Origin of the sequence: Vibrio sp. PID23_8 (genome assembly GCF_003584965.1) — a bacterium.
Lineage (GTDB): Bacteria > Pseudomonadota > Gammaproteobacteria > Enterobacterales > Vibrionaceae > Vibrio.
This window is the reverse complement of record NZ_LIXE01000002.1, coordinates 500,861-513,809: the sequence shown is the minus strand read 5'-3', so window position 1 is coordinate 513,809 and position 12,949 is coordinate 500,861. Positions and strand designations below refer to the sequence as shown.

Genomic DNA, 12,949 nt, shown 5'->3' with positions numbered 1-12,949 from the left:
TTAAATCATGACGCAATACTTGCCTTCCTCAGAATTTACTTCTCAAGATTTCAACATGATGTCGCGTGCACTAAAACTCGCCAAACGCGGCATATACACAACGGCACCTAATCCAAATGTAGGTTGCGTTATTGTGCGCAATGGCGAGATTATAGGGGAAGGCTACCACCATCGTGCGGGAGAGCCTCATGCAGAAGTGCATGCATTACGCATGGCTGGGCGTAATGCTGAAGGTGCCACCGCTTATGTGACGCTTGAGCCTTGCTCTCATTATGGACGAACACCACCTTGTGCAGAAGGGCTGATTAACGCCAACGTGGCGAAAGTGATTTGCGCAATGCAAGACCCTAACCCGAAAGTGGCTGGGCGTGGTATTCAAATGCTTCGTGATGCTGGTATTGAGGTTCAAGTGGGGCTATTGGAAAGCGATGCCATCGCACTTAATCAAGGTTTTATCAAATTTATGAAAACTGGCATGCCTTTCATACAGTTGAAAATGGCAGCCAGTTTAGATGGGCAAAGTGCACTCAGTAATGGCCAGAGTCAATGGATCACCTCCCCAAAGGCTCGTCAAGATGTGCAGCGTTATCGCGCACAGAGTGGTGGCATTCTCTCGACCAGTAAAACGGTGATTGATGACAATGCGTCACTGAATGTACGTTGGGATGATTTGCCTAAAAGTGTACAAACGCTCTATCCCAAAGATGATGTGCGTCAGCCGCCACGTGTGATTTTGGATCGCCAATCTCAACTGAGTGATGACCTAAAGTTATTTAACACCAATGGTGAGCGGATTGTTGTCAGCCCAGATGGCGACTTTTCCCCTCAACTGGATGAAGCTGGTCGAATTGACCTTGCTGCGACACTCAAAGCGGTCGCGAGTAAATATCATATCAATCACTTATGGGTGGAGGCCGGGGCGACACTTGCGAGTTCGCTAATCAGAGCGAACCTTGTTGATGAGCTCATAGTTTATCTTGCACCTAAATTGATGGGTAGCGATGGGCGTGGGCTTATCGGTGCTTTAGGTTTAACTGAGATGGCGCAGGTTATCGATCTTAATATTACCGACGTTCGTATGGTGGGGGTGGACATTCGCCTCACCGCAACGATCACGACAGCGAAGAAAGAAGCAATATGTTTACAGGAATAATAGAAGCAGTTGGCAAACTCACTGCAATCATGCCAAAAGGCGAAGACATGACCGTAACGGTAGAAGTCGGCAAGTTGGATATGTCTGACGTTAAGTTAGGCGACAGTATTGCTACCAACGGTGTGTGCTTGACGGTCGTAGACTTCGGTAGCAACTACTACAGTGCCGATTTGTCACTGGAAACACTTAACAAAACAGGCTTTGCCGCTTACCAAGTTGGCGACAAAGTGAACTTAGAAAAAGCGATGCTACCTACAACGCGTTTTGGTGGTCACATCGTTTCTGGCCACATCGATGGCGTGGGTGAAATCGTAGAGCGCAACCAAGTGGGACGTGCGATAGAGTTTTGGGTCGCGATGCCGGCTGAAATCACTAAGTACGTAGCAGAAAAAGGCTCGATTACCGTCGATGGTATCAGTCTGACGGTGAATGATTTACGTAAGCATGCTTTTAAGTTGACGATCGTTCCCCACACCAGTGAAGAAACAACGATTGATCAATTTCAAGTTGGTCGCAAAGTCAATTTGGAAGTCGATGTGTTAGCTCGTTATATGGAGCGCTTGCTGCAAGTGCAACGAGAAGAACCGCAAGAATCACGCATCACAATGGAATTCTTGCAGCAAAATGGTTTTGCATAATCTTAGCTGACCATAGTCACAGAACGCCATTAGGTTAATTGACTTAACAGAACGGCCGTTCAAACTCGGAGCTTACTGTAGCCATAAGTATGGACTCACAGCAACATGTCAAGCGCATTGCTGCTACAAAAATAAATTCTGAATAACGGGGAAACAGGCTATGCCAATCAGCACACCACAAGAAATTATCGATGAAATTCGCGCGGGTAAAATGGTCATTCTAATGGATGATGAAGACCGTGAGAACGAAGGTGATTTGATCATGGCTGCCGAGCATATCACGCCGGAAGCGATTAATTTTATGGCGACTTATGGCCGTGGCTTGATCTGTCTCACCATGACAAAAACACGTTGTGAGAGTTTAGGCTTGCCGCCAATGGTGCAGGACAACAACGCTCAGTACACAACTAACTTCACCGTATCAATTGAAGCGGCAGAAGGGGTGACGACCGGGATTTCTGCAGCAGACCGTGCACGTACGGTCCAAGCCGCAGTGGCATCAAATGCGAAAGCGGCGGATTTGGTTCAACCTGGTCACATCTTTCCTCTTGCTGCGCAAGATGGCGGCGTTCTGACTCGCGCAGGTCACACCGAAGCGGGGTGTGATTTAGCTCGCCTTGCTGGTTTAGAGCCTGCATCAGTTATTGTTGAGATCCTTAATGACGACGGCACCATGGCACGTCGTCCCGATCTTGAAGTGTTTGCTGAAAAACATGGCCTGAAGCTTGGTACCATTGCGGATCTGATCGAGTACCGCAACAACACAGAAACCACCATTGAGCGTGTTGCTGAATGTAAACTGCCAACCGAGTTCGGTGAATTCACGCTAGTGACCTACAAAGACACGATTGATAACCAAGTGCATTACGCGCTGTGCAAGGGGGAGTTGCAAGGTGAAGCGCCATTGGTGCGAGTGCACCTGCAGGATGTGTTTACGGATTTACTGCGCAGTGATCGTAACGCAGAGCGCAGCTGGACGCTAGACAAAGCGATGAAACGCATTGGTGAAGAAGGCGGCGTGCTCGTAGTGCTTGGTCATGAAGAATCGACCGATCTTCTCATCCACCGTGTAAAAATGTTTCAAGCACAAGATAAAGGCGAAGCACCAACGTTGGCGAAAAGACAGGGCACGTCACGTCGTGTCGGTGTTGGTTCACAGATCCTTGCAGATTTGGGGGTACATGATATGCGTTTGTTGTCGTCGACCAACAAAAAATACCACGCGTTAGGTGGCTTTGGCCTGAACGTGGTTGAATACGTTTGCGAGTAACAACACTCCACAATAGAGCCTTAGCCGTGAGTGAGCTTAGTTTGCTTACGGCTAGTAACTTGTGGCTCGCCTCCAATTTCCATTAGATATTGCTCACAGACTTGTGCTAGAATCCGTCGATTCTCACTTGATGAACAATTTTCACTTATAAATAGAGTTAAAGGAAAGCTTATGAAAGTGATCGAGGGTGGCTTCCCAGCGCCAAATGCAAAAATTGCTATCGTTATTTCGCGTTTTAATAGTTTTATTAACGAAAGCTTACTTTCTGGTGCGATCGATACACTAAAGCGTCATGGACAAGTAAGCGAAGACAACATTACTGTTGTTCGTTGCCCAGGAGCGGTAGAACTGCCTTTGGTAGCTCAGCGTGTTGCTAAAACAGGCAAATACGATGCTATCGTATCTCTAGGTACAGTAATCCGTGGCGGTACACCACACTTTGACTATGTTTGTAGTGAATGTAACAAAGGTCTTGCACAAGTGTCTATGGAATATAGTCTTCCAGTGGCATTTGGTGTATTGACAGTTGATACTATTGATCAAGCGATTGAACGCGCGGGAACCAAGGCTGGTAATAAAGGTGCAGAGGCTGCACTAAGCGCACTTGAAATGATTAACGTACTATCTGAAATTGATTCCTAATGGGGGCCAGTGTGAAACCAGCCGCACGTCGTAACGCACGTCAATTCGCTCTACAGGCGATCTATTCATGGCAAATTACTAAAGAGAATGTTGCCACGATTGAAGAACAGTTTTTGTCTGGCGACAAATACGATGAAGAAGAACTTCATGCCTCTGAGCCTGCACTAGCTGCTCCAGAAACTGACGTAGCTTACTTCCGTGAACTACTAAGCGGTGTTGTACTTAGCCACTCAGAGCTAGATAGCAAAATCCGTCCATACGTGTCTCGTCCAATGCAGGATTTAGACATGATGGAACTTGCTCTTCTTCGCCTAGCTATGTACGAGATGACTCGTCGCGAAGATGTTCCTTACAAAGTGGTTATCAATGAAGCGATTGAACTTGCAAAAGTGTTCGCAGCAGAAGACAGCCACAAATTTGTGAATGGTGTGCTAGATAAGGCCGCACCACACGTACGTAAGAAATAATAATTTCTTAAATAAAAAGGTCAGCAGATGCTGACCTTTTTTGTATTAAAAGATAAATAAAAGATGTCTGGTGAATTTAGTCTAATCGAAAAGTATTTCGTTGGTCGTCAAAACCAACGCAAAGATGTACACCTAGCGGCTGGTGATGATTGCGCGCTAGTTCAAGCCCCCGCGAATGTTCAGATTGCTATCAGTACCGATACACTTGTCGCCGGTACTCACTTTCTTGCTGATGCGAATCCTGCCTGGGTAGCACATAAAGCCCTTGCTTCAAATATCAGTGATCTTGCCGCGATGGGCGCAACGCCAGCCTGGGTAAGCTTCGCATTGACGATGCCAGAGCCGGATGAGACGTGGTTGGCCCCTTTCTGTGATGCGTTTTTTGAGTTGGCGGATTACTTTGGCATTCAGCTTATCGGTGGCGATACCACCAAAGGTCCATTGAGTTTAACGTTGACAGTGCAAGGCTTCGTCCCTGAAGGGAAAGCATTAACTCGATCTGGAGCGAAAGTAGGAGACTGGGTTTACGTGACGGGCAACCTTGGTGATGCGAAAGCGGGCTTGGATGTTATCCTAGATGAATCTTTACGTTCTCGAGTCGCTGCGGCAGAGCTTGAGAAAGCTCATTATCTCAGTACACCGCGTGTATTGGCAGGGCAAGCCTTAGTGGGATTGGCGTCTTCAGCGATTGATATTTCCGATGGTTTGATTTCTGACATTAAACACATTCTTAAGCGATCTGAAGTTGGCGTCAGTTTGGATGCCTCCCTACTACCCATATCCTCAGAGTTGGTTCAGTTTTTAGATGATAAGATCAGCGCGCAGCAGTATGCTTTATCTAGTGGCGAAGAGTACGAATTGTGCTTTACTGTGCCAGAGCAGAACCGAGGCTCACTACCGAGTGCATTGGCACACATAGGATGTAAAGTGACGTGTATTGGTCAAATTCGACCGATGGGAACGTTTGAGTTACATGATAATAATCAGCCTCTTGATTGGGATCTTAGTGGTTTTGATCACTTCAAGTGATCTGAACTTAAGATTGAAACCAAACTAGCAGTAAAGGTTTAAGGAAATGACCAACCCTCTTTCTCTGATTTCATTAAAGAATCCGTGGCACCTTTTGGCGACGGGCTTTGGCAGCGGCTTATCACCAGTGATTCCTGGAACAATGGGGACGCTTGCGGCGGTGCCATTGTTTCTCCTTCTGGCACAACTGCCTTTCCCGCTTTATGTGATTGTCGTACTTTTCTCTTGTGTGATTGGCATTAAGATTTGCCAAGTGACATCAGATGATATGGGCGTTCATGACCACGGCTCAATTGTGTGGGATGAGTTCGCCGGTTTTTGGATCACCATGAGCCTAATGCCTGCATTGAATATTCCAGTGACCGAGTGGAAGTGGCTATTAACGGGCTTCGTCTTGTTCCGATTCTTCGACATGGTAAAGCCGTGGCCGATCGGTTGGTTAGATAAACGTGTCCACGGCGGCTTGGGTATTATGATCGATGATATCGTTGCAGGAGGCATGGCGGGCATCGCGCTTTTCTTCATCGCAAAATACGCAGGTTGGATGTAATACCTACCCTCAAGCTCTAAAATCAACAGATAAACCAAAGGGATGCAGCGACATCCCTTTTGTGTTTATTTTGCTGCGTTTTTTGTGTTCGCTTATTTCGCTAGATAGTCGTTGATCGACTGTTCGATGCCTTTCGCATCTAAGCCAAGCTCTTCATGCAACTCGTCTTGTGTACCTTGAGGAATGAAGCGATCTGGCAAGCCAAGATTTAGCACTGGCTTAATGATCTTCTCTTGCATCAAAAACTCAATGACACCCGCACCTGCGCCACCTGCAATTGCGTTCTCTTCTAGTGTCACAAGAACATCGTGCTCAGAGGCAAGTTGACGAATCAGCTCCTCATCCAAAGGCTTCACGAAGCGCATGTCAGCCACAGTTGCATTTAGGTTTTCCGCTGCTTCGAGTGCATTACCGAGGAAGGTACCGAAGCTTAGAATTGCGACTGTCTCACCTTTACGAACGACACGGCCTTTACCAATCTCAAGCGCTGTGAAGTCTTGTTTGATTTCTGTACCTATGCCGCTGCCACGTGGATATCGAACCGCACTTGGGCCCGTGTGCTTATGACCGGTGTACAGCATTTGACGACATTCATTTTCATCGCTTGGCGCCATAATCACCATGTTTGGGATACAACGCATAAAGCTAAGATCGAACGCGCCTTGGTGAGTTTGACCATCTGCGCCAACCAAACCAGCACGGTCGATAGCGAACATCACGGGTAAATCCATGATCGCAACATCATGGATCAACTGATCGTAACCACGCTGCAAGAAGGTTGAGTAAATCGCAACGATCGGGTGATCGCCAGCTATCGCCATACCGGTTGCAAGCGTCACTGCGTGTTGCTCTGCAATCGCAACATCGAAGTATTGGTTTGGGTACTCTTTCGAGAAACGCACCATGCCAGAGCCTTCACGCATTGCTGGCGTAATTGCCATCAGTTTAGGATCTTGCGCGGCCATATCGCAAAGGAAGTCACCAAAGATCTTAGAGAAACTAGGCTTACCACCATTGCTCTTTGGCAAACTGTTGTGTGATGGGTCGAACTTTGGAACTCCGTGGTAGCCGATAGGGTCTTTCTCTGCAGGTTCGTAACCTTTGCCTTTCTTGGTCATGATGTGCAGGAACTGAGGGCCTTTCAGCTCACGCATGTTCTTGAGGGTTTTGACCAGTTCATTGACATCGTGACCGTCCACAGGACCAATGTAGTTGAAGCCGAGCTCTTCAAATAGCGTGCCCGGAACTACCATGCCTTTTAGGTGTTCTTCCGTGCGACGAACCAACTCTTTGATTGGTGGCACACCAGAAAGCACTTTTTTACCGCCTTCACGGATAGAGGTGTATAGGCTGCCTGAAAGGACTTTGGCTAAATGGTTATTTAGTGCGCCGACGTTTTCTGAAATCGACATCTCGTTGTCATTGAGAATAACCAGCATGTCAGTGTGCACGTCACCAGCGTGGTTCATCGCTTCAAATGCCATGCCTGCCGTGATGGCACCATCACCAATCACACTGACTACTTTGCGACCTTGGCCCTCTTTCTGGGCACTTATGGCCATGCCAAGCCCGGCACTGATCGAAGTCGATGAATGTCCAACGGATAGGGTGTCGTATTCACTCTCTTCGCGCCACGGGAATGGGTGTAGGCCATCCTTTTGACGGATAGTTGGCATTTGGTCACGACGACCAGTCAGGATCTTATGTGGGTATGCTTGATGACCCACATCCCAGATCAACTGATCAACAGGTGTGTTGTATACATAGTGTAGAGCCACAGTGAGTTCTACGGTGCCTAAGCCAGACGCTAGGTGTCCGCTTGATTGGCTCACTGAATTTAGCAGATACGTACGCAGTTCATCACACAAAGTAGGCAATGTTTCTTTCGGAAGAAGACGCAGGTCTTCCGGTGTATTTGCTAACGCCAGTGTTGGGTACTTTGAAATATCAAGAGTCATATAAATGCGCGCTTATAGAGTTAGTTCTTGCGCTCGATGACATATCGGGCGAACTCTTCGAGTAACTGAGTATTGTATGGGATCGCTTCCAATGCTTGAAGCGCTTCCTGTAGTAGAGTGTGAGCTTTCTCCATTGCTCCCTCCAAACCCAATAAAGATGGATAAGTGCTCTTATTCAGATCTTGGTCTGAGCCTTGAGGCTTACCCAGTGTTTCAGTGTCACTGATAATATCAAGAATATCGTCTTGAACTTGAAACGCCAGACCGATCGCTTGCGAGTAGCGTTCTAGCTGTGGCAAGACTTCTAGGCCTTTTTCACCAGCGGCTAACGCGCCAAGTTTAATCGCACAGTTAATCAGGGCACCGGTTTTATTGCGATGGATTTTTTCTAATTCTGTGAGAGAGACTCGACGATTTTCAGCAGCAAGATCCAACGCTTGACCGACACACATACCGCTCGCCCCAGACGCTTGCGCTAAGGTTTGTACCATCTTGATACGGTACTTCTCCGCATTTAGGTTCAGTGCGCCTTCAGCGATGATGGTGAACGCGAGGGTTTGCAGTGCATCACCGGTCAAAATGGCCGTCGCTTCATCAAACTTAATATGGCAAGTTGGTTGGCCACGGCGCAGCTCATCGTCATCCATTGCAGGTAAATCGTCATGGATGAGCGAGTAGGCGTGGACACACTCGATAGCAGAGGCTGGGGTATCGAGATCTTCTGGTGCGCAACCAAGCATTTGACCTGTGATGTAAACAAGGAATGGGCGAACCCGTTTACCGCCAAGTAATAGGCCATATTTCATTGCTTGGATCAATGGCTGTTCCTGGTGAGGCAGTTGCTCAAGCCACAGATTCAGTTGCTGGTTATTTCTTTGTTGATAAGACGTCAATGTCTCTTGCATTACATTGCTCACTACTGATTATGATTCTGACTCAGGGGTGAAGTCACTCAGCGGTGCTTCATCATCTTCACTAAGAAGAATACTAACGCGATATTCTGCGTCACTCAGTTTGGTTTGGCCAGCACGAGCCAACGCAATGCCACGTTCAAATTTGCGTAGGGCATCATCTAGGGCAAGATCGCCGTTTTCTAATTGATCAACCAAGCTATCCAGCTCTTCAATGGTTGCTTCGAAGGTCATATTTTCTGGTTTTTTGACCGCCATCTTTTATTTGCCTTAATCAAGCCTCTAATCGAATCCACGAAAGTTACCTTAGCCTACTAACTTGGTCAAATTTAACCTCATATAATTGTCACAAATTTGGCTTTCGACCAGGCAGAATAGGCGATGCCCATTATCTAATTAGGGAGATAACGATCTTTTTGTGACTTATTAACCAAGATTTCTCTAAAAATTCTGCTCTCGCTGTCGATACAAGTAATAATTCGCCTGACTTGGCAATATTTGAATTTAGCGTGAGGAGTGCTTTGTGGATTTAGCAACCCTAATAGGTTTGATCGGTGGTTTTGCATTCGTCATTATGGCGATGGTGCTTGGTGGCAGCATCGGTATGTTCGTCGACGTCACTTCAATCCTAATCGTCGTTGGTGGTTCTGCATTTGTTGTATTGATGAAGTTCACCATGGGGCAGTTCTTCGGTGCGACCAAAATTGCGGGTAAAGCATTCATGTTTAAAGCGGATGAGTCAGAAGATTTAATTGCTAAGATCGTTGAAATGGCTGACGCCGCGCGCAAAGGTGGGTTTCTTGCGCTAGAAGAAATGGAAATCAACAACAGCTTTATGCAAAAGGGCATCGATTTATTGGTTGATGGCCATGATGCGGACGTCGTACGTGCCGCACTGCAAAAAGACATCGCCCTAACGGATGAGCGTCATACACAAGGTACGGGAGTGTTCCGTGCGTTTGGCGAGGTTGCACCCGCGATGGGGATGATTGGTACATTGGTTGGTCTGGTAGCCATGCTTTCGAACATGGATGATCCTAAAGCGATCGGTCCGGCAATGGCGGTTGCTCTATTGACCACGCTCTATGGCGCGGTACTTTCCAACATGGTGTTTTTCCCCATTGCAGACAAGCTTTCTCTACGTCGTGATCAAGAAACACTCAATCGTCGTTTGATTATGGATGGTGTACTTGCCATTCAAGATGGTCAGAACCCACGAGTTATCGACAGTTACCTCAAGAACTACCTCAACGAGGGTAAGCGCGTTCTTGAGATTGACGATTAACCCGGAGGTCATCTGATGGATGAAGATAACAAATGTGATTGCCCGCCACCTGGGCTCCCCCAGTGGATGGGGACATTTGCTGATTTGATGTCTCTGCTGATGTGTTTCTTTGTACTGTTGCTCTCTTTCTCTGAGATGGATGTCCTAAAGTTCAAGCAGATCGCTGGTTCGATGAAGTTCGCCTTTGGTGTGCAAAACCAACTTGAGGTGAAAGATATTCCAAAGGGGACGAGTATTATCGCGCAAGAGTTTCGTCCAGGGCGACCTGAACCGACACCGATTGATGTCATCATGCAGCAAACCATGGACATCACTCAGCAAACATTAGAGTTTCATGAAGGCGAATCTGATCGTGCGGGGGGGACAAAGCGTGATCAAGGTAAGTTAACCGGGGGGCAATCGCCAGAAACCTCGACGCAAAGCAACCAATCGTCAGAAGCTGATATGCAACAGCAGCAGTCTGAAGCGACCTCGCAGTCGATGGATACTTTGATGGAAAGCATCAAGAAGGCACTGGAGCGAGAGATTGAACAAGGGGCGATCGAAGTAGAAAACCTTGGTCAACAAATCGTGATTCGAATGCGCGAGAAAGGCGCTTTCCCTGAGGGATCGGCGTTCTTGCAGCCCAAGTTTCGTCCTCTGGTGCGTCAGATAGCGGAATTAGTAAAGGATGTACCCGGCATAGTACGTATTTCTGGTCATACCGATAACCAGAGAATCGATTCTGAGCTTTATCGCTCTAATTGGGACCTATCTTCCCAGCGAGCGGTTTCTGTCGCGCAGGAGATGGAGAAAGTCAGGGGCTTCTCACGTCAAAGATTGCGTGTGCGAGGCATGGCGGATACCGAACCTCTGGTAGCGAATGATTCTGACACTAACCGTGCGCTTAACCGCCGAGTAGAGATCAGTATTATGCAAGGTGAACCGCTTTACAGTGATGAAGTCCCCGTCATTCAGTAATTCGGTATTTATTCTTATACTAAAGCGAGCGTTTAGCTCGCTTTTTTTTTGACATTTACGCGGAAACTAGCACCTAGAGGTTACTTGGGTGTATAATCTTGCGCCTTTGAAGTGAGCTCAGGCTACCGGTAGTGAACGACGCTCTCCATTGCGACGTAAAATAGACCGAGGTGGAGTATCACTCACTGTTGATTGCGAAACTAACCTGCGAACGAAACTATGAAATTTATTGTAAAGCCCCATCCAGAAATTTTTGTAAAAAGTGAATCTGTGCGTAAGCGCTTCACAAAGATTTTAGAGTGCAACATTCGTAACATTGTGAAGAACCGTACGGAATCTGTTGCGGTTTTTAACCGTCGTGATCACATTGAAGTGACCTCCGAGAGTGACGAATTTTACGCTGAAGTACTGGAAATCCTGACGCATACACCAGGCATCCATCACGTATTAGAAGTAAAACAGTCTGAGTTTAAAGATTTGCACGATATTTACGAGCAAGTGCTAGAACTTAGCGGTGCGTCGATCGAAGGTAAAACTTTTGTGGTACGCGCTAAGCGCCGCGGTAAGCATGATTTTACTTCGCTTGAACTTGAGCGTTATGTCGGTGGTGGTCTTAACCAAGCGGTTGAGAGCGCACGCGTTAAGCTGAGCAACCCAGAAGTAACGATCAAGGTCGAAGTATCAAACGACAAGCTAAACCAAGTATTGGCGCGTCATAAAGGTCTTGGCGGTTTCCCTCTAGGTACTCAAGAAGACGTACTCAGCTTGATCTCCGGCGGCTTTGACTCTGGTGTTTCAAGCTATCTGCACATCAAACGTGGTTCAAAAGTCCATTACTGTTTCTTTAACCTAGGAGGTCCTGCACACGAAATCGGTGTTAAGCAGGTTTCTCACTACTTATGGAACAAATACGGTTCTTCAGCAAAAGTACGCTTTATCTCCGTGGACTTCGAACCAGTTGTGGCAGAAATCCTAGAAAAAGTGGATGACGGTCAAATGGGTGTTATCCTCAAGCGCATGTTTATGCGTGCGGCGGGAATGATTGCTGAGAAGTTGAAGATTGAAGCTTTGGTCACTGGTGAAGCTCTAGGTCAGGTATCGAGCCAAACGCTAACGAACCTTCGTCACATTGATAACGTCACCGATACGCTAATCCTGCGTCCACTTATCAACTGGGATAAAGAAGACATCATTAACCTAGCGCGCGATATCGGCACGGAAGACTTCGCTAAAACCATGCCGGAATACTGTGGTGTTATCTCGAAGAAACCAACAGTAAAAGCAGTGAAACATAAGCTAGAAACAGAAGAAGCGAAATTCGATTTCAGTATTCTAGAAAAAGTGGTTCTTGAAGCTCGTCAAATGGACATTCGTGACATTGCGAAAGAATCTGAACAAGCCGCCCCAGAAGTTGAGCAAGTTCAAGCGGTAGAAGAGCATGCCATTGTGCTAGATATTCGTAGCCCTGAAGAGGAAGACGATAGCCCATTAGAAATCGATGGTGTTGATGTTAAGCACATCCCGTTCTACAAGTTGAGTACTCAGTTTGGTGACTTGGACCAGTCTAAGACTTACCTGCTGTACTGTGACCGTGGTGTCATGAGTCGCCTTCAAGCGCTTTACTTACAAGAGCAAGGCTTCAACAACGTGAAAGTTTATCGCCCGTAACCTCCTTCGATAGGAATGACCACAAAGCGCAACCTGAGGAATCAGCTTGCGCTTTTTTCGTTGTTGGACGCCTAAAATTTATGTGTAAGACGTTAAAATATAGAGATGCTTCGCACCGTTTTAGTGCTGTATTGATATAACGATAATTAATCCGAAATTCGGTTGGAAAGGTGACCTTAGTGCAAGATTTTTAGGGGGAGAAGCATGAATTTGTTAGATAAAAAAACACCGCCTGAACCAGGCGGTGTAACAAATTTGACAGACAGGTCAAAATAAATACAGGAAGTATCTGTTTTGTCACAGGGAATGTCGACAAAACATCACGGTAGAAATCTACCTAACTCGAAATGCGAGTTTGCAAACACAACATCGCAATAACGAAGCCAATTGATTCATAAAAAATCAAGCCGTTCAGGCT

General features: G+C 46.8%; 13 protein-coding genes. 10 read left to right on the top strand and 3 right to left on the bottom strand.

What is annotated here, in order from left to right:
* Window positions 1-7 precede the first annotated feature (7 nt).
* From ribD to pgpA, 7 genes are all read left to right on the top strand, one after another.
* Window positions 8-1,153 (top strand): bifunctional diaminohydroxyphosphoribosylaminopyrimidine deaminase/5-amino-6-(5-phosphoribosylamino)uracil reductase RibD, encoded by a 1,146-nt coding sequence (ribD, locus tag AK966_RS06360; RefSeq protein WP_119463738.1) that lies wholly within the window; start codon window positions 8-10, stop codon window positions 1,151-1,153.
* Window positions 1,138-1,791 (top strand): riboflavin synthase, encoded by a 654-nt coding sequence (locus AK966_RS06355; RefSeq protein WP_099080886.1) that lies wholly within the window; start codon window positions 1,138-1,140, stop codon window positions 1,789-1,791. The genes ribD and AK966_RS06355 overlap by 16 nt, the downstream gene beginning before the upstream one ends.
* A gap of 160 nt (window positions 1,792-1,951) precedes the next feature.
* Window positions 1,952-3,061: a bifunctional 3,4-dihydroxy-2-butanone-4-phosphate synthase/GTP cyclohydrolase II gene (ribBA, locus tag AK966_RS06350; RefSeq protein ID WP_099080887.1), complete on the top strand. Its 1,110-nt coding sequence runs from the start codon at window positions 1,952-1,954 to the stop codon at window positions 3,059-3,061.
* Window positions 3,062-3,232: 171 nt separating this feature from the next.
* A complete protein-coding gene (gene ribE, locus AK966_RS06345; RefSeq protein ID WP_099080888.1) occupies window positions 3,233-3,703 on the top strand; it encodes a 6,7-dimethyl-8-ribityllumazine synthase in 471 nt (156 codons plus the stop codon).
* Complete coding sequence (nusB, locus tag AK966_RS06340) at window positions 3,703-4,170, top strand: transcription antitermination factor NusB (RefSeq protein ID WP_099080889.1); 468 nt, start codon at window positions 3,703-3,705, stop codon at window positions 4,168-4,170. Before ribE ends, nusB begins: the two co-directional genes overlap by 1 nt.
* Window positions 4,171-4,233: 63 nt before the next feature.
* Window positions 4,234-5,199, top strand: coding sequence for a thiamine-phosphate kinase (thiL, locus tag AK966_RS06335; RefSeq protein WP_099080890.1), 966 nt, complete (start codon window positions 4,234-4,236; stop codon window positions 5,197-5,199).
* Between the two features lie 46 nt (window positions 5,200-5,245).
* A complete protein-coding gene (gene pgpA / locus AK966_RS06330; protein ID WP_099080891.1) occupies window positions 5,246-5,749 on the top strand; it encodes a phosphatidylglycerophosphatase A in 504 nt (167 codons plus the stop codon).
* 92 nt (window positions 5,750-5,841) lie between these two features.
* On the opposite strand, the gene dxs is transcribed toward pgpA, so the two are convergent.
* The 3 genes from dxs to xseB are packed head-to-tail and all read right to left on the bottom strand — an operon-like array spanning window position 5,842 to window position 8,876.
* Window positions 5,842-7,707, bottom strand: coding sequence for a 1-deoxy-D-xylulose-5-phosphate synthase (gene dxs / locus AK966_RS06325; protein WP_099080892.1), 1,866 nt, complete (start codon window positions 7,705-7,707; stop codon window positions 5,842-5,844).
* Window positions 7,708-7,727: 20 nt separating this feature from the next.
* Window positions 7,728-8,612, bottom strand: a complete 885-nt coding sequence (ispA, locus tag AK966_RS06320) for a (2E,6E)-farnesyl diphosphate synthase (protein ID WP_099080893.1) — start codon at window positions 8,610-8,612, stop codon at window positions 7,728-7,730.
* An 18-nt stretch (window positions 8,613-8,630) separates the two neighbouring features.
* The gene (gene xseB / locus AK966_RS06315; RefSeq protein ID WP_099080894.1) at window positions 8,631-8,876 is read right to left on the bottom strand and encodes an exodeoxyribonuclease VII small subunit; all 246 of its coding nucleotides are present in this window, start codon (window positions 8,874-8,876) and stop codon (window positions 8,631-8,633) included.
* A gap of 265 nt (window positions 8,877-9,141) precedes the next feature.
* Here xseB and pomA point away from each other — a divergent pair, with 265 nt between their 5' ends.
* From pomA to thiI, 3 genes are all read left to right on the top strand, one after another.
* Window positions 9,142-9,903: a flagellar motor protein PomA gene (gene pomA / locus AK966_RS06310; RefSeq protein ID WP_099080895.1), complete on the top strand. Its 762-nt coding sequence runs from the start codon at window positions 9,142-9,144 to the stop codon at window positions 9,901-9,903.
* Window positions 9,904-9,918: 15 nt separating this feature from the next.
* Window positions 9,919-10,863 carry a flagellar motor protein MotB gene (locus AK966_RS06305; RefSeq protein WP_172438189.1) on the top strand — a complete coding sequence of 315 codons (945 nt, stop codon included), beginning with the start codon at window positions 9,919-9,921 and terminating at the stop codon, window positions 10,861-10,863.
* 219 nt (window positions 10,864-11,082) lie between these two features.
* Window positions 11,083-12,531 carry a tRNA uracil 4-sulfurtransferase ThiI gene (gene thiI / locus AK966_RS06300; RefSeq protein ID WP_099080897.1) on the top strand — a complete coding sequence of 483 codons (1,449 nt, stop codon included), beginning with the start codon at window positions 11,083-11,085 and terminating at the stop codon, window positions 12,529-12,531.
* The last annotated feature ends 418 nt before the right edge of the window (window positions 12,532-12,949 follow it).